Origin of the sequence: Streptomyces tyrfis, assembly GCF_037034285.1 — a bacterium.
GTDB lineage: Bacteria > Actinomycetota > Actinomycetes > Streptomycetales > Streptomycetaceae > Streptomyces.
On sequence record NZ_JBAGJZ010000013.1, the window covers coordinates 1 to 16,671 of the forward strand.

General features: G+C 72.6%; 14 protein-coding genes. 6 read left to right on the plus strand and 8 right to left on the minus strand.

Features of this window, described 5'->3' with window-relative positions; all coding sequences use genetic code 11:
• Positions 1 to 52: 52 nt before the first annotated feature.
• The 3 genes from trxA to WA762_RS12345 form a co-directional block, all read right to left on the minus strand.
• The gene (trxA, locus tag WA762_RS12335; RefSeq protein WP_335935577.1) at positions 53 to 400 is read right to left on the minus strand and encodes a thioredoxin; all 348 of its coding nucleotides are present in this window, start codon (positions 398 to 400) and stop codon (positions 53 to 55) included.
• A gap of 3 nt (positions 401 to 403) precedes the next feature.
• Positions 404 to 808 carry a MerR family transcriptional regulator gene (locus WA762_RS12340; protein ID WP_335935578.1) on the minus strand — a complete coding sequence of 135 codons (405 nt, stop codon included), beginning with the start codon at positions 806 to 808 and terminating at the stop codon, positions 404 to 406.
• Positions 809 to 918: 110 nt separating this feature from the next.
• Positions 919 to 2,286: a cation:dicarboxylate symporter family transporter gene (locus WA762_RS12345; protein ID WP_335935579.1), complete on the minus strand. Its 1,368-nt coding sequence runs from the start codon at positions 2,284 to 2,286 to the stop codon at positions 919 to 921.
• Between the two features lie 167 nt (positions 2,287 to 2,453).
• Between WA762_RS12345 and WA762_RS12350 the strand changes: the two genes are divergently transcribed.
• Together WA762_RS12350 and WA762_RS12355 are read left to right on the plus strand one after the other, a co-directional pair.
• Positions 2,454 to 4,274 (plus strand): sensor histidine kinase, encoded by a 1,821-nt coding sequence (locus WA762_RS12350; protein ID WP_335935580.1) that lies wholly within the window; start codon positions 2,454 to 2,456, stop codon positions 4,272 to 4,274.
• The gene (locus WA762_RS12355; RefSeq protein WP_335935581.1) at positions 4,271 to 4,942 is read left to right on the plus strand and encodes a response regulator; all 672 of its coding nucleotides are present in this window, start codon (positions 4,271 to 4,273) and stop codon (positions 4,940 to 4,942) included. Before WA762_RS12350 ends, WA762_RS12355 begins: the two co-directional genes overlap by 4 nt.
• 160 nt (positions 4,943 to 5,102) lie before the next feature.
• Here the strand turns inward: WA762_RS12355 and WA762_RS12360 are convergent, their stop codons facing one another.
• Entirely contained in the window at positions 5,103 to 6,128 is a 1,026-nt protein-coding gene (locus WA762_RS12360) for an ATP-dependent 6-phosphofructokinase (protein ID WP_335935582.1), read from the minus strand.
• Positions 6,129 to 6,423: 295 nt separating this feature from the next.
• On the opposite strand from WA762_RS12360, the gene pta reads away from it, so the two are divergent.
• From pta to pyk, 3 genes are all read left to right on the plus strand, one after another.
• Positions 6,424 to 8,535 (plus strand): phosphate acetyltransferase, encoded by a 2,112-nt coding sequence (gene pta / locus WA762_RS12365; RefSeq protein WP_335935583.1) that lies wholly within the window; start codon positions 6,424 to 6,426, stop codon positions 8,533 to 8,535.
• A 35-nt stretch (positions 8,536 to 8,570) separates the two neighbouring features.
• Positions 8,571 to 9,785 (plus strand): acetate kinase, encoded by a 1,215-nt coding sequence (locus WA762_RS12370; protein ID WP_335935714.1) that lies wholly within the window; start codon positions 8,571 to 8,573, stop codon positions 9,783 to 9,785.
• Between the two features lie 74 nt (positions 9,786 to 9,859).
• Positions 9,860 to 11,290 (plus strand): pyruvate kinase, encoded by a 1,431-nt coding sequence (pyk, locus tag WA762_RS12375; protein WP_335935584.1) that lies wholly within the window; start codon positions 9,860 to 9,862, stop codon positions 11,288 to 11,290.
• A gap of 118 nt (positions 11,291 to 11,408) precedes the next feature.
• Here the strand turns inward: pyk and WA762_RS12380 are convergent, their stop codons facing one another.
• The 4 genes from WA762_RS12380 to WA762_RS12395 all read right to left on the minus strand — a co-directional run bounded on the left by WA762_RS12380 (position 11,409) and on the right by WA762_RS12395 (position 15,643).
• Positions 11,409 to 12,752: a hypothetical protein gene (locus WA762_RS12380; protein ID WP_335935585.1), complete on the minus strand. Its 1,344-nt coding sequence runs from the start codon at positions 12,750 to 12,752 to the stop codon at positions 11,409 to 11,411.
• On the minus strand, positions 12,742 to 13,317 hold the full coding sequence (locus tag WA762_RS12385; protein ID WP_335935586.1) for a DUF6114 domain-containing protein: 576 nt from the start codon (positions 13,315 to 13,317) through the stop codon (positions 12,742 to 12,744). The genes WA762_RS12380 and WA762_RS12385 overlap by 11 nt, the downstream gene beginning before the upstream one ends.
• Positions 13,318 to 13,414: 97 nt before the next feature.
• Positions 13,415 to 14,068: a DUF6230 family protein gene (locus WA762_RS12390; RefSeq protein ID WP_335935587.1), complete on the minus strand. Its 654-nt coding sequence runs from the start codon at positions 14,066 to 14,068 to the stop codon at positions 13,415 to 13,417.
• Positions 14,069 to 14,668: 600 nt separating this feature from the next.
• On the minus strand, positions 14,669 to 15,643 hold the full coding sequence (locus WA762_RS12395) for a tetratricopeptide repeat protein (RefSeq protein ID WP_335935588.1): 975 nt from the start codon (positions 15,641 to 15,643) through the stop codon (positions 14,669 to 14,671).
• A 314-nt stretch (positions 15,644 to 15,957) separates the two neighbouring features.
• Here WA762_RS12395 and WA762_RS12400 point away from each other — a divergent pair, with 314 nt between their 5' ends.
• Positions 15,958 to 16,587: a TetR/AcrR family transcriptional regulator gene (locus tag WA762_RS12400; RefSeq protein ID WP_335935589.1), complete on the plus strand. Its 630-nt coding sequence runs from the start codon at positions 15,958 to 15,960 to the stop codon at positions 16,585 to 16,587.
• The last annotated feature ends 84 nt before the right edge of the window (positions 16,588 to 16,671 follow it).

Consider the following 16,671-nt stretch of genomic DNA (forward strand, 5'->3'; position numbering starts at 1 on the left):
GCGGCCGTGGGGGGCGCGGGGGCCGGGGGGCCCCCCCCCCCACGCCCCGCGTTCACGCCGCCTCGTACGCGAGCACGTCCTCCAGTTCCTGGAGCAGCCGGCGCTTCGGCCGGGCGCCGACCATCGACTTCACCGGCTCACCGGACCGGAACACCATCAGGGTCGGCATCGACAGCACCGCGTACCGGCCGGCGACGCCCGGGTTGCGGTCGACGTCGATCTGGACCACCTTGAGGCGTCCGGTCTCCTCGGCGGCGACGGCGGCGAGCACCGGGGCCAGCTGACGGCAGGGACCGCACCAGTCGGCGGTGAACTCGACCAGTACGGGGAGGTCGGCCGCCAGGACCTCCGCGTCGAAGGTGGCGTCGGTGATCCCGGGCACGCCCTCGGCATGAATCATCTCTCATCCTCCCAGTTCACAACGTGGTTCCGGTCCGCCGGGGAGCTTCGCCCCGGCCTCCAGCTCGGCCCGGGCGAGCTGCGCGCCGACCTCGGTGCGCACGGCCCGGAGCTGTGCGATGAGCGCGTCGAGCTCCCCGAGCTTGCGCCGGTAGACGGCGAGCGAGGCGGGGCAGGCGTCGCCCGCCGGGTGTCCGGCGCGCAGGCACTCGACGAACGGGCGGGTCTCCTCCAGTTCGAACCCGAAGTCCTGGAGGGTCCGGATCTGCTGGACGAGCCGCAGGTCGTCCTCGTCGTACGCGCGGTACCCGTTCTCGGCGCGCCGCGCGGGCAGCAGTCCGCGTGACTCGTAGTACCGCAGAGCCCTGGTGGTCGTCCCGGCCCGTTCGGCCAGCTCCCCTATGCGCATGTCCTCGACCGTAGACGTTGACGCGGACGTCAGGGCAAGCGCGAGGGGCCGTCGCGGATGTGTGTCCGCGACGGCCCCTCGCCGGTGTGCTCCGTGTGCTTCCGGTGCGGCTACGCCTTCGCCGCGGCGGGCTCCCGGTCGCCGCGCGGCCCCGGAACGGCGTCCGCGTCGCCGTCGTGACCGTCCTCCTGGCTGAGCATCGCGTCGTTCCACGGGAGCGCCCCGGACAGGACCAGGTCCACCCGCTCCTTGTCGATCTCCTTGGTCCAGGTGCCGACCAGGACGGTGGCGACCGCGTTGCCCGCGAAGTTCGTCAGGGCGCGGGCCTCGCTCATGAAGCGGTCGATGCCGACGATGAGCCCGACGCCGTCGACCAGTCCGGGCCGGTGCGACTGGAGGCCGCCCGCGAGGGTGGCGAGGCCCGCGCCGGTGACCCCGGCCGCGCCCTTCGAGGCGACGATCATGAAGAGCAGCAGGGAGACCTGCTCGCCGAAGCTCAGCGGGTCGCCCATCGCGTTGGCGATGAAGAGCGAGGACATCGTGAGGTAGATCGCGGTGCCGTCAAGGTTGAAGGAGTACCCCGTCGGCACGGTGATGCCGACGACCGGCCGGCTGACGCCCAGGTGCTCCATCTTCGCGATGAGCCGCGGCAGCGCGGACTCCGAGGAGGAGGTGGAGAGGATCAGCAGGAACTCGCGGCCCAGGTACTTCAACAGGGCGACCAGGTTCACCCCGGCGACCAGCCGGAGGATCGTGCCGAGCACCACGAAGACGAAGAGCGCGCAGGTGACGTAGAAGCCGATCATGATGATGGCGAGGGACTTCAGCGCGTCGACGCCGGTCTCGCCGACCACGGCGGCCATCGCGCCGAAGGCGCCGACCGGGGCCGCCCACATGATCATGGCGAGGATGCGGAAGACCAGGCGCTGGATGTGGCCGATGCCGCGCAGCACCGGTTCGCCGGCCGGTCCCATGGCCTGGAGCGCGAAGCCCGCGAGCAGGGCGACCAACAGGGTCTGGAGCACCTCGCCCTGGGTGAACGCGGAGACGATCGTGGTCGGGATGATGCCGAGCAGGAAGTCCGCCGTGGACTCGCTCGCGCCCGCCGCCTGCTTCTCGCCCGCGGCGCGCGCCGCCTCGGTGAGGTGGAGGCCCTGGCCGGGCTCCAGGAAGTTGCCGACGAGCAGCCCGATGGCGAGCGCGACCGTCGACATGGCCAAGAAGTAGCCGAGGGCGAGTCCGCCGACCGCGCCGACCTTGGCGGCCTTGCGGACCGATCCGACGCCCAGCACGATCGTGCAGAAGATGATGGGCGAGATCATCATCTTGATGAGGTTGACGAAGCCGGTGCCGATCGGCTTGAGCTCGACGGCGACGCCGGGGGCCGCGAAGCCCACCAGGATGCCGAGGCCCACGGCTGCGATCACGGCCAGATACAGATAGTGCGTACGGTCCCGCCTGGCGGCTGCCACGCTCACGGGGTTCTCCTCGGCTCGTCCGGGTCGCTCCCCCGTCCCTGGGGGCGCAAGGGTCGTCCGGCGGATCGGGGCCGGAGAAACCCTCGGTGAATATCTCGCTCCGTGTGAGGGCGGTCACGGTTACGTGCATTTCGTTCACATGTTTGCGGCCAGGCAGACTGGGGGACATGCGTCTCCCCCGTACCCGTCCGCGCAGCCTGGCCGGCCAGCTCTTCGCCATGCAGGTGGTGCTGGTGGCGGCGGTGGTGACCGGGTGCGCGTTCTTCGCGTACGCCTCCGGCCGGGCGCAGGCGCAGGAGACCGCGACCCGACAGGTCAGGACGGCGGCGTTGGCGATCGCGGCCGCGCCGTCCGTGCGGGAGGCGACCCGCGCCGCGGACCCGTCCGCCGTGCTCCAGCCGTACGCGGAGAAGGTCCGCAGGGAGACCGGGATCGCCTTCGTCACCATCATGTCGCCCGGGCGGATCCGCTGGACGCATCCGGACGCCGGCCGGATCGGGGAGCCGTTCCTCGGCCACACCGCGCGGGCGCTGCGCGGCGAGACGTTCACCGAGACCTACGCCGGCACCCTCGGGCCGTCGATCCGGGTCGTCACTCCGATCCGGGACGGCGGCGAAATCACCGGCCTGGTCAGCGCGGGCATCACGGTCGACCGGGTGTCCTCGCAGGTGCGGGAGCAGCTGAGGGCGCTGGGGCTGGCCGCGGGCGGGGCGCTGGTGCTCGGCGGCCTCGGCACGTATGTGATCAACGCCCGGCTCCGGCGGCACACCCACGGCATGAACGCCGCGGAGCTGAGCCGGCTGCACGACTACCACCAGGCGACGCTGCACGCGGTGCGCGAGGGGCTGCTGATGCTCGACGGGCAGCGCCGGATCGCGCTGATCAACGACGCGGGCCGGGAACTGCTGGGGCTGGGACCGGACGCGTTGGGCCGCCGGGTCGCCGAGCTGGCGCTTCCGGCGCCGCTGACCGGGGCGCTGCTGGCCTCCGAGGAGCGGGTCGACGAGCTGCATCTGACGGCGGACCGGGTGGTCGTGGTCAACACCCGCCCGGTGGTGGGCGGCGAGCGGCGCGGCACCGTCGTGACGCTCCGCGACCACACCGAACTCCAGGCGCTCACCGGGGAGTTGGACTCCGAGCGAGGGTTCACCCAGGCCCTGCGCTCGCAGGCGCACGAGGCGGCGAACCGGCTGCACACCGTCGTCTCCCTGATCGAGCTGGGCCGGGCCGAGGAGGCGGTCGGCTTCGCCACCGCCGAACTGGAGCTGGCCCAGACGCTCACCGACCGGGTGGTGGGCGCGGTCGGCGAACCGGTGCTGGCGGCGTTGCTGCTGGGCAAGGCGGCGCAGGCCAACGAGCGCGGGGTGGAGCTGACGCTCACGCAGGACAGCCTGATCGACGACGGCGACCTGCCCGCGACGCTGCCGCACCGGGACCTGGTGACGATCCTCGGCAACCTGATCGACAACGCGGTGGACGCGGCGTCGGAGGCGGCGACCGGCACCGTGCCCGTCGGCGCACCCGGCCCGGACGGCACGGGCCCGGGGCGCCCCGCCGATGTACCCGGCCCGGGCGATACGGGCCCGGCGGGCTCCTCCGTGCCCGGTCCTCGTGGCGAGGCCCAGGGGCGCCCCGCCGACGTACCCGGCCCGGACGCGTCGGGCCCGTACGGCACGGAACCGGGCCGGGCCGGGCGGGCCAGGGTCACCGTCACCGCCCTCGCCGGGGAGGACGCGCTGCTGCTCCGGGTCGCCGACACCGGGGCGGGCATCGGCCCGGACGACGCCGCCGCCGTCTTCGACCGGGGCTGGAGCACGCGCGGCGCGGGCCGCGGGATCGGCCTGGCCCTGGTCCGGCAGGCGGTGCGCCGCAACGGCGGGACGGTGGAGCTGGACCACGGCCCGGAGGGCGGCGCCCGCTTCACGGTCCGGCTGCCGTGGGCGGCCGGCGACGGCGCGAAGCACACCGCCGGGGAGGTCGTCGCGTGATCCGGGTCCTGGTCGTCGAGGACGACCCCGTCGCCGCGGACGCCCATCAGCTGTACGTGGGCCGGGTCCCCGGCTTCACCGTGGTCGCGGCCGCGCACTCGCGCGCGGAGGCCGTACGGGCGCTGGAACGCACCCCCGTCGACCTGCTGCTGCTGGACCTGTACCTCCCCGACGGGCACGGCCTGCAACTGCTGCGTTCGCTGCGCGCGGCCGGGCACTCGGCGGACGTCATCGCCGTGACCTCGGCCCGTGATCTGTCGGTGGTCCGGGAAGGGGTGTCCCTCGGCGTGGTGCAGTACGTGCTGAAGCCGTTCACCTTCGCCACCCTGCGCGACCGGCTGGTGCGCTACGCCGAGTTCCGGGCGGCGGCCGGGGAGGCGAGCGGCCAGGAAGAGGTGGACCGCGCGCTCGGGGTGCTGCGCGCCCCGCAGCCGAACCGGCTCCCCAAGGGCCTGAGCGCCCCGACGCTGGAGGCCGTCACCCGCGTGCTGCGCGCCTCGGACGGGGTGACGGCGGCGGCCGCCGGGGCCGAGCTGGGCATCTCGCGGATCACCGCCCGCCGCTATCTGGAGCACCTGGTGACGGTGGGACGCGCGGCGCGCAGCCCGCAGTACGGCCAGGTCGGGCGGCCGGAGCTGTACTACCGGTGGGTCTCCCGGAAGCACTGAGGACGAAGCCCCGACGACGAGCGCCGACGGCGCCGGCCCCGCCCCGCCCCTTGGGCGCACCGCCCGCGACACCGCCGTGCCCTCCCCCCGACAGGACCGGGCTCGGCAGGCCTCGGCAGACCTCGGCGGGCCTCAGCGGGCTCGACGGACCTGGCAGGCCTCAGTAGACCGACTCGGCCTCGTCCATCCGGTCCTCGGGGACCGTCTTGAGCTGCGTTATGGCGTCCGCGAGCGGAACCATCCGGATGTCGTTGCCGCGCAGCGCCGTCATCCGGCCGAAGTCGCCGCGGTGCGCGGCCTCCACCGCGTGCCAGCCGAAGCGGGTGGCGAGCACCCGGTCGTACGCGGTCGGCGTGCCGCCGCGCTGCACATGGCCGAGGATGACCGGCCGGGCCTCCTTGCCCAGCCGGGTCTCCAGCTCGATGGCCAGGCGGTTGCCGATGCCCTGGAAGCGCTCGTGGCCGTACTGGTCGATCTCGCCCTTGGCGTACGGCATGGAGCCCTCCGCCGGGTGGGCGCCCTCGGCGACGCAGATCACCGCGAACTTCTTGCCGCGCGCGAACCGCGCCTCGACCATCTTGACCAGGTCGTCGACCTCGAAGCGGCGCTCCGGCAGGCAGATGCCGTGCGCGCCGCCCGCCATTCCGGACTCCAGCGCGATCCAGCCGGCGTGCCGGCCCATGACCTCGACGACCATGACGCGCTGGTGCGACTCGGCGGTGGTCTTGAGACGGTCTATGGCCTCGGTGGCGACCCCCACCGCCGTGTCGAACCCGAAGGTGCGGTCCGTGGCGGAGATGTCGTTGTCGATGGTCTTGGGGACGCCGACGACGGGCATCCCGGCGTCCGACAGCATCCGCGCGGCCGTGAGGGTGCCCTCGCCGCCGATCGGGATGAGCGCGTCCATGCCGTAGCGGCGGCTCAGCTCCGCGCAGTTCTCGGCGGCCTCGCGCAGCCGGGCGCGCTCCAGACGGGCCGAGCCCAGTATGGTCCCGCCGCGGGCGAGGATGCCGCTGACCGCGTTCAGATCGAGAGGGCGGAAGTGGCCGTCGAGCAGGCCCTTGAAGCCGTCCTCGAAGCCGATGACCTCGTCACCGTGCCCCACCACCGCACGGTGCACGACCGAGCGGATCACCGCGTTCAGACCCGGACAGTCGCCGCCTGCGGTGAGAACTCCGATGCGCATCGTCCTGTGTCTCCTGCCTCGCTGGTGCCGTGCGCCACGGGGGCGAGGACAAGATCCCCCGTACCGTGAACCATGACGATTGTCCCACGTGGTCCAGACCTCGTGGTCTCGCCCGTTCAGGTGACACCCGCGCGGGTGGTCCGCCGCGTGGGGGACGGGGTCCGGCGGCGGGGCGGGCGGGGTCCCGGCGGCCGTGGACACGGGGGCCGTGCCCGGCGGGCGGCGCCTCGGACGCCATGGGTATCGTCAACGTGGCGATACGTCCCAAACCGCAAATATGGACGGGAGAGCACGCGTGACGCGCAGCGTGTACGTGACCGGGATCGACCGGGGAGACGGCCGCCAGGTCGTCGATCTGGGAGTCATGGAGCTCCTGACGCGTCAGGTGGACCGGGTCGGGGTGTTCCGACCGCTCGTCCACGACGGGCCGGACCGGCTGTTCGAGCTGCTGCGGGCCCGCTACCGGCTCTCCCAGGACCCCGCCTCCGTCTACGGCCTCGACTACGAGGAGGCGTCCGCCCTCCAGGCCGAGCAGGGTACCGACGAACTCGTCTCCCGGCTCGTCGACCGCTTCCACCAGGTCGCCCAGGAGTACGAGGTGGTCCTGGTCCTCGGCACCGACTTCGCCGCCACCCAGCTCCCCGACGAGCTGGCGCTCAACGCCCGGCTCGCCAACGAGTTCGGCGCCCCGGTGATCGCGGTGGTCGGCGGCCGGGGCCAGACGGCGCAGTCGGTGCGCGCCGAGGCCCGCAACGCGTACCGCGCCTATGCCGGGCTGGGCTGCGACGTCGCCGCGATGATCGTGAACCGGGTGGCGGCCGGGGACCGCGACGCCCTCGCGGAGCGGCTGGCGTCCCAGCTGCCCGTCCCCTGCTCGGTGCTGCCGGACGACGCCGCGCTCTCCGCCCCGACGGTGGCCCAGATCACCGCGGCGCTCGGCGGCACGGTGCTGCTCGGCGACGATTCCGGACTGGCCCGGGACGCGCTGGACTTCGTCTTCGGCGGCGCGATGCTGCCGAACCTGCTGAAGGCGCTGACGCCGGGCTGTCTGGTGGTCACGCCCGGGGACCGGGCGGACCTGGTGGTCGGCTCGCTGGCCGCGCACAGCGCGGGAACGCCGCCCATCGCCGGGGTGCTGCTCACCCTGGACGAACGCCCCGGCCCGGAGATACTCACCCTGGCCGAGCGCCTCGCGCCGGGCACCCCGGTGGTCTCCGTGGCGGGCGGCTCCTTCCCCACCGCGTACGAACTCTTCGCGATGGAGGGCAAGCTGAACGCGGCGACGCCCCGCAAGGCGGAGACCGCGCTGGGCCTCTTCGAGCGCCATGTGGACACCGCGGCGCTGCTGGAGCGGATCTCGGTGGCCCGCAGCGGGCGGGTCACCCCGATGATGTTCGAGCACGAGCTGCTGGAGCAGGCGCGCGCCGACCGGCGCCGGGTGGTCCTGCCGGAGGGCTCCGAGGAACGGGTGCTGCGCGCCGCCGACGTGCTGCTGCGCCGCGACGTCTGCGACCTCACGCTCCTCGGCGAGCCCGACGTCATCCGCAAGAAGGCCGCCGACCTGGGCATCGTCCTCGCCGACACGCAGATCATCGACCCGCAGTCCTCCGAGCTGCGCCTGACGTTCGCCGAGCGGTACGCGCAGCTGCGCGCGCACCGCGGCGTCACGGCGGAGCTGGCGTACGACGTGGTCGCCGACGCCAACTACTTCGGGACCCTGATGGTCGAGTCGGGGCTCGCGGACGGCATGGTCTCCGGGTCCGTGCACTCCACCGCCGCGACGATCCGCCCCGCGTTCGAGATCATCAAGACCAGGCCCGCGGAGACCGGCGACGGGACGAACGGGCCCGGCGCCTCGATCGTCTCCTCCGTCTTCTTCATGTGCCTGGCCGACAAGGTCCTGGTGTACGGCGACTGCGCGGTCAACCCGGACCCGGACGCGCGGCAGCTCGCGGACATCGCGGTGCAGTCGGCCGCCACCGCCGCCCGCTTCGGCGTGGAGCCGCGGATCGCGATGCTGTCGTACTCGACCGGCACCTCGGGGTCGGGCGCCGACGTCGACAAGGTGCGCGAGGCGACGGACCTGGTCCGGGCGAGCCGGCCGGACCTCCTGATCGAGGGGCCCATCCAGTACGACGCCGCGGTGGACCCGGGCGTCGCCGCGACCAAGCTGCCCGGATCCGAGGTGGCGGGGCGGGCCACCGTATTGATCTTCCCGGACCTGAACACCGGCAACAACACCTACAAGGCGGTGCAGCGCTCGGCGGGCGCGGTCGCCGTCGGGCCGGTGCTCCAGGGGCTGCGGAAGCCCGTCAACGACCTGTCCCGGGGCGCGCTCGTCCAGGACATCGTCAACACCGTGGCCATCACCGCGATCCAGGCGCAGGCCAAGGAGCGCACCGCATGACCACCCCGATCCCGGTCCCGGAGGGCTCCCCGACCATGGCGGCACATCGCGTACTCGTCCTCAACTCCGGCTCCTCGTCGGTGAAGTACCAGCTGCTGGACATGAGCGACCACTCCCGGCTGGCGGCCGGGCTGGTCGAGCGGATCGGCGAGGAGACGTCCCGGCTGGTGCACACCCCGCTGGCGGGCGGCGGCGAACGGCGGGAGCGCACCGGGCCGATCCCCGACCACGAGGCCGCGCTGAAGGCGGCGGCCGAGGAGCTGGCGGCCGACGGGCTGGGCCTGGACTCCCCCGAGCTGGCCGCGATCGGCCACCGGGTGGTGCACGGCGGGCTGCGGTTCACCGAGCCGGTGGTGGTCGACGACGAGGTGCTGGAGGAGATCGAGCGCCTGGTCCCGGTGGCCCCGCTGCACAACCCGGCGAACCTCCTCGGCATCCGCACCGCGCAGGCGCTGCGCCCGGACCTGCCGCAGGTGGCGGTGTTCGACACGGCCTTCCACACGACGATGCCGGAGTACGCGGCGCGGTACGCGATCGACAGGGAGACCGCCGACGCGCACCGCATCCGGCGCTACGGCTTCCACGGCACCTCGCACGCGTACGTCTCGCGCAGGACCGCCGAGCTGCTGGGGCGCACCCCCGAGGAGGTCAACGTCATCGTGCTGCACCTGGGCAACGGCGCCTCGGCCTCGGCGGTGGCGGGCGGCCGGTGCGTGGAGACCTCGATGGGCCTGACCCCGCTGGAGGGGCTGGTGATGGGCACGCGTTCCGGCGACGTCGACCCGGCCGTCACCTTCCACCTGAAGCGGGTGGCGGGGATGTCGACGGACGAGATCGACGACCTGCTCAACAAGCGGAGCGGTCTGGTCGGGCTGTGCGGCGACAACGACATGCGGGAGATCCGGCGCCGGGTCGACGAGGGCGACGAACGCGCGGCGCTGGCGTTCGACGTCTATGTGCACCGGCTGAAGAAGTACATCGGCGCCTATTCGGCGGTCCTCGGCCGGGTGGACGCGGTGGCGTTCACGGCGGGGGTCGGGGAGAACTCGGCGCCGGTGCGGGAGGCTGCGATCGCCGGACTGGAGGGGTTCGGCCTGGCGGTGGACGCGGATCTGAACGCCGTGCGGTCCGGCGCGGCGCGGCTGATCTCGCCGGACGGCGCGCGGGTGGCGGTCGCCGTGGTGCCGACGGACGAGGAGCTGGAGATAGCCGTCCAGACCTTCGCGCTCGTCGGACGGGGCCACAACTGAGCGACCCCGCGCCCCTTTGTACCTTCCGCCAGACGGAATATTCCGCTGCTGAACAAACCGATAGGATCCGCCTCATGCGCCGTTCGAAAATCGTCTGTACGCTCGGCCCCGCCGTCGACTCGCACGAGCAGCTCGTCGCTCTGATCGAGGCCGGCATGAGCGTGGCCCGTTTCAACTTCAGCCACGGCAGCCACGAGGAGCACCAGGGCCGGTACGACCGGGTCCGCAGGGCCGCCGCCGAGACCGGCCGCGCGGTCGGCGTGCTCGCCGACCTCCAGGGACCGAAGATCCGTCTGGCGAAGTTCGCCGAGGGCCCCGTCGAGCTGGTCCGGGGCGACGAGTTCACCATCACCGCGGAGGACGTGCCCGGCGACAAGTCGATCTGCGGCACGACGTACAAGGGCCTGCCCGGCGACGTCGTCAAGGGCGACCCGATCCTGATCAACGACGGCAACGTCGAGCTGAAGGTCGTCTCGGTCGAGGGCCCCCGGGTGAGGACGATCGTCATCGAGGGCGGCGTCGTCTCCGACCACAAGGGCATCAACCTGCCCGGCGCGGCGGTCAACGTCCCGGCGCTGTCCGAGAAGGACGTCGAGGACCTGCGGTTCGCGCTGCGGATGGGGTGCGACCTGGTGGCGCTCTCCTTCGTGCGGGACGCCGACGACATCAAGGACGTCCACAAGGTGATGGACGAGGTGGGCCGCCGGGTCCCCGTCATCGCCAAGGTGGAGAAGCCGCAGGCGGTCGAGCACATGCAGGAGGTCGTCATGGCCTTCGACGGTGTGATGGTGGCCCGCGGCGACCTGGCCGTGGAGTATCCGCTGGAGAAGGTCCCGATGGTGCAGAAGCGCCTGGTGGAGCTGTGCCGGCGGAACGCCAAGCCGGTGATCGTGGCGACCCAGATGATGGAGTCGATGATCACCAACTCCCGTCCGACCCGCGCCGAGGCGTCCGACGTCGCCAACGCGATCCTGGACGGCGCGGACGCGGTCATGCTCTCCGCCGAGTCCAGCGTGGGCGCGTACCCGATCGAGACGGTCAAGACGATGTCGAAGATCGTCGTCGCCGCCGAGAACGAGCTGCTCTCCAAGGGCCTGCAGCCGCTGGTCCCGGGCAAGAAGCCGCGTACGCAGGGCGGTTCGGTGGCCCGCGCCGCGTGCGAGATCGCGGACTTCCTGAACGGCAAGGCGCTGGTGGCGTTCACCAAGTCCGGCGACACGGCCCGCCGCCTCTCCCGCTACCGCGCGGCCCAGCCGATCCTGGCCTTCACCACGGACGAGTCCACCCGCAACCAGCTCGCCCTGAGCTGGGGCGTCGAGGCCCACGTCGTCCCGCACGTGGACAACACGGACGCGATGGTCGACCTAGTCGACGCGGAGCTGATGAAGCTGGACCGCTACAACGCGGGCGACACCATGATCATCACGGCCGGCTCGCCCCCCGGCATCCCCGGCACCACGAACATGGTCCGCGTGCACCACGTGGGCGGCGGATCGCGCGACTGACGCGGCGGCCCGCCCGTACGGTCCGCGCGAACGCATGCGGCGAGGCGGTGGCCGCGCTCCCCTCGGGGGGTGCGGCCACCGCCTCGCGCGTGTCCCGAACGGGTCCGTCCCGGCCGCGTCAGGCGCCGGTGAAGTAGTTGTGCAGGCCCGGCACGGTGAGCGTTCCGCCGAACTGGCCGGCCTGGGTCACCTTGACCTTGGTGAAGAAGGCGAACGGGACGTTCAGCGGCGGCGGGGTCTTCGGGCTGAACGTGACCGGGATGAGGCCGAAGAGATTGCCCTTCAGCTCCTCCGTGTACATGGTCACCTTGCCGTCGCGGATGGTGGACGTCGAGCCCTTGCGCGCCTCGACGTGGGCCGTGGTGCCGTTCGGGCCGACCGTCTTCTGGTGGAGGTTCCCGATGTCGATGGAGTTCGCGGTGAACTTCAGCACCTTCTTCACGGTGCCGTCGTACGTCTTCACCTCGACGATGCCCTTGTAGTCGAGCCCGTTGAGGGTGAGCAGCGAGCTGTCCAGGATCCACGGGTCGGTGGGAAGCAGCGGCACGCCCGTCTCCAGGTCGGCCGCGGCCAGGGCCTCCGGGTCGGCGGTCGGGCAGGGGAAGCGCGGCTTGGCGCCGTCCGGGATGTCCTCGTCCTTCTTGGCGTCGAGGCCCTTGACGTCGTCGGCGAGCTCCTCGACGGGCGCGCCGGCCTTCTCCGCGGCCTCGCGGATGGCGGCCGCGGTCCCGTCGGCGGTCTCCGTCCCGGCGCCTGCGGGCTTCTCCGCCGTGCGGGCGGGCCGCTCGGCCGGCTCGGCGGGCTTCTCCGAGGGGGCCGGGGTCCGTGCGGGCTCCGGGGAGTCCGCGCTCTCGGACGGCGTCGGCGTCGGCGCGGCCGTCTTCTTGTCCGGGATGCCGAAGAGGTCCCTGAGCGCGTCGCCGACGCCCAGCGGGTCGAGCGGGTTCCTCGACTTCGTGGGCGTGGGGGCGGCGGGCGTGGTCTGCGGGGAGTCCGCCGAAGTCCCGTTCGCCGCACCGGACTCGGCGCCGGCGGTGGGCCCGGCGCCGGCCCCGGCCCTGGCCCCGGGCTGCGTCGCGCCGCCCGCCGCCGGGGTCGTCGAGGGCTTCGGCGCCCGGTCCTCGTCCTCGCCGCCGGAGTCGCCGCCGGACGGCGACGGGGACGGGGACTCCGTCGCCGAGGCGGACGGGGACGGCGACTCGCCCGGCTCGTCGGAGCGGGTCACACAGGGGCCGGGCGCGAAGGGGATGTCCGGCTTGTCGTCGGCCAGCGCGAGCCGGGGCGTCAGGCCCATGCCCACGAAGACGGCCGTCGGCATCGCGGCGAGCGCGAACGCCTTGCCGGCGGGGATGTGCAGCTTCGTCAGCAGGGACTTCCTGGGGGCCGCGTGGCGCGGTCCGGTCCCCGTCCGGTGGTCCCGGTCCTCCGCGGCCGAGTTCAGCCGTGTCTCGTCACCCCGCACGATGCCTCCCGCCGTCGGCCTCGGCCGCCGCCTCGTCGTCGTCATGTTCCGGCTTCCGCTGGGGCACCACCGCCGCCTTGCGGAGGTCGGGCCCGGGCTCCCGTATCCCCGTGCCGGCGTCCGCCGAGCCCCCGTCGCGCATGCTGTCCTCCGGGGTCTCGGGCCGCGGTTCGCCGGGGGCCCAGGCGACGGAGAGCGCGCCGCCGAGCAGGGCGAACAGGAAGCCGATGACGAAGCCGCCGATGTTGGCCACGGGTATGGAGACCAGCGCCAGCAGGATCGTGGCGACCCCGGCGAAGACTCTGACGATGTGGTGGAACCACATGGTGAGGCCCAGCGTGACCAGCAGGACGCCGATGATCAGAGATCCCGCGCCCGCGGTCGTGGACATCGCCAGCGTGATGTTGCCGAGGTGCATGTTGGCGTACGGGAGGTACGCGATGGGCAGACCGCCCATCATGGTGAACAGGCCCGCCCAGAACGGCCGGTTACCCCGCCAGGCGCGGAATTCGCGCCGGAAGACGCGGAGAAAGTGCTCGTTCTGCCCTGTGGACTCGGGGCTCATGGAAAACAGCTCCCTGGAACCGGTACTGCTGTGAGAAGAAAAAGGGTGGGCGGCCGGGGGACCCGTCGCGGGCGCCCCGGCCGCCCCGGGCGAGTGCTTAGTAGCACTCCTTGACGCCCGACTTCAGCCGCAGGCTCAGGTTGCTGAGCTTGAAGGTGCCCGCGGTGGTCGCCCACGCCCTCTGCTTCACGTCGGTCAGCTTGGCCACGTCGGCACGCTGCGCGAAGCCGTTCGGATTGGCCTGGGTGCGGGGCTGGATGCCGATCGAGTCGGGCTTGTTCGGGTTCTTGAGGGAACCCGCGGCGACGCCGATGTCGATGTTCGTGAACTCGGCGTCCGCGTTGAGATCGGCGATGTCCAGGTACAGGTTGGTCGCCTCGACCGGCTTGTTCGGGTCCGTGCCCGCCCTCAGCTGCAGTGTGACGTTGCCGAGACCGAACGGAAGGTTCGGCGTGACCACCGACTGGCACATGTTGGTGATCGTGGCGTCACTGAAGCCGGAGACGGCGACGGGGTGCGCCTCGTCCTTGCCCTCAAGGCTCTTCCCCGTGGCCACGGAGCCGTACTGCACGAAGTTGTGACCGACGAGACTGCCCGCACGGACCTTGAAGTCCTGGCCCGACACGCTGAACGACGCCGCGAGGGCGCCCTGCGCGAGCCCGACACCGATGGCGGCGGTCGCGGCGACGCTCGGCACCATGACCAGAGCGAAGCGCTTCCATCTCGTGCCGCCACGAACCTGGGAACTCATTCTCTTTCCTCCTTCTCGGACGTACATCTCCGGTACGGGCCGGGCCCGTCCTGGGATGGGAGAAGTGCTACGTCCTCGGTAAGGAGAGCGCCCGCGCACGGAGGCGGGAACCGCGTCCGAGTCACCGGCGATCACCCCCGAGCGACAACCACTGGCCGCGCGAGGCGCGCGGCGCGATCGGACAGGCCCCGCCGGACGGCAGGAACCCCCCTGTCCGGAGCCGGCGTCACTGCCGCCGGCCCACTCGGTGGGGACCCGACGGAGCCACCGCGCCGGCTGGCAACCGGGCTTGGCTTCATCGGACCGAGCGTGGCCGATCGTGGTGCATTCACGCCCGCCGCACAAGGGGTTCGTTACTCACTGGTAATGGCGCGATGAACGGGCCGCGACAGGGTGACACCACCCAGGCACGCACGGTGGCCCCACGAGGAAGGATCAAAGGGGGCATCTGATGCGATATCAAGGCAGAGCCCCCGGGGCGATTTACTGCGAGTAACAGGCGTCCTCTTTATCAAGATTTGGTAAAGGGAGGCCGCCTCTTGTCGCCCGATCGCGAAAACGGCCGCGACGCCCACGGGGCGTCGCGGCCGGGTTGTCACATCAGAACAAGACCCGCGCCAGCGCCGTGCGCGCGGCGGTCACCCGCGGGTCGTCGGGGCCGATCACCTCGAAGAGCTCCAGCAGCCGGACCCGCGCCGCGTCCCGGTCGTCGCCGAAGGTGCGGCGCACCGTCTCGACCAGCCGCCCGAAGGCGTCCTCGACATGACCGCCCACCAAGTCCAGGTCGGCGGCGGCGAGTTGGGCGGCGACGTCGGACGGACGCTCGGCGGCGTCCCGGCGCACCTGCTGCGCGTCCATCTCCTTGACGCGGGAGAGGAGTTCGGCCTGGGCCAGGCCCAACTTGGCCTCGGTGTTGGCCGGATCGTCGGCCAGGACGTTCTTGTACGCCTGCACGGCGCCGGCGAAGTCGTTGGCGTCCAGGGCCCTTACGGCCGCTTCGAGCAGGGCGTCGTACGGACCGGCGGGGACCTCGGCCGGGGGCCGGCCGGCCTCCTCGGCGGCGTCCTGGTCGACCGCGATGCCCGTCAGGCCGAACCGCTCCTCGCCGACCTGGATCAGCTGGTCCAGCGTCTGGCGGATCTGGGCCTCGGGGGCGGCGCCCTGGAAGAGCGGGAGGGCCTGCCCGGCGACGACGGCGAAGACCGCCGGGATGCCCTGGATGCCGAACTGCTGCATCAGCATCTGGTTGGCGTCGACATCGATCTTGGCCAGCACGAAGCGGCCGTTGTACTCCTGGGCCAGCCGCTCCAGCAGCGGCCCCAGCTGCTTGCACGGCTGGCACCACTCGGCCCAGAAGTCGAGGACGACCGGGACCTCGGTGGAGCGCTGGAGGACCTCGCGCTCGAAGCCCGCCTCATCGACGTCGATCACCAGGGCGGAGGGCGGCACGGCGCCGCCACCGCCCTGCCGGGCGGCCTCGGCGCGGGCCTGCTCCGCCTTGGCCTTGGCCTCGCCGGCCGCCTTCACCGCGGCGAGGTCGACGACGCCGCTCATGGACATGTTCCTAGGCTGCATGCGTACATCCTCCCCCCTCGGCACGCCGATACGGAAAGCGATACGGGAACCGCACCCGTCCGCGCTCCCGCCGGTGTGCGGAGTGGACGGCCGGACGCGGTCCGTGGGCCCCTGAATGGCCCGTTCGGCGCCGGGTCCCCACCCGGTGCCTGTGGCTGTCGTTCGGTCGCGGCGTCAGGCCGGCGACACCGCCGCCTTACGCTACGACCCGTAGCGTAACTGTCCGGCACCCCTCGCGCACAGGGGCCTCCGGTGATCTGTCTCACGGAGCCGGGGCCCGTTCGGTTCTCCTTACTGACCGGTATGGTCGCGGCATGCTGAGCCGCAGCCACCCCGAATCCCCACGAACGGGACGTCCGCGCAGCGCCGCCGCCGACGAGGCGATCCTGGAGGCGACCCGGGCGTCCCTGGTCGACCTCGGCTGGTCGAAGCTGACGATGGGCGATGTGGCGACGCGGGCCGGGGTCGCGAAGACGACCCTGTACCGGCGGTGGGCGGGCAAGAACGAGCTGGTGGTGGACGCCGTCGCGGTCCTCTTCGACGAGCTGGAGCTGCCCGACCTGGGCAGCCTGACGGCCGACGTGGAGGCGATGGTGCTCCAGTTCGCCGCGCTGCTGGAACGGCCGGAGACCCGGACCTCGCTGATGGCGGTGGTGGCGGAGTCGACCCGGGACGAGGCGCTGCGGGCCCGGATACGCGACTCGATCGTGGACCGGCAGAAGCGGCTGGTCCTCCAGGGGCGCCGACGCGCCCAGGAACGGGGCGAGCTGCCCGTCGAGCAGGACGGGGCCGTCGCGACGAGGACCGCGGACCTGGTCTTCGACGTGATCGCCGGCGCGGTCGTGCACCGGGCCCTGGTGAGCGCCGAGCCCATCGACGCGGAGTGGGCCCGCCGCTTCACCGTGCTGCTGCTCGGGGGGCTGGGGGCGGCGGCCTCGGTCTGAGAGCCGGGCCCGCAGCGCCCCGTCGCAGCGCCGCGCCCCGCCCCGGCCCGCGTGGGGCCGGCGGCGGGGCGCGGCCTCCTGCCG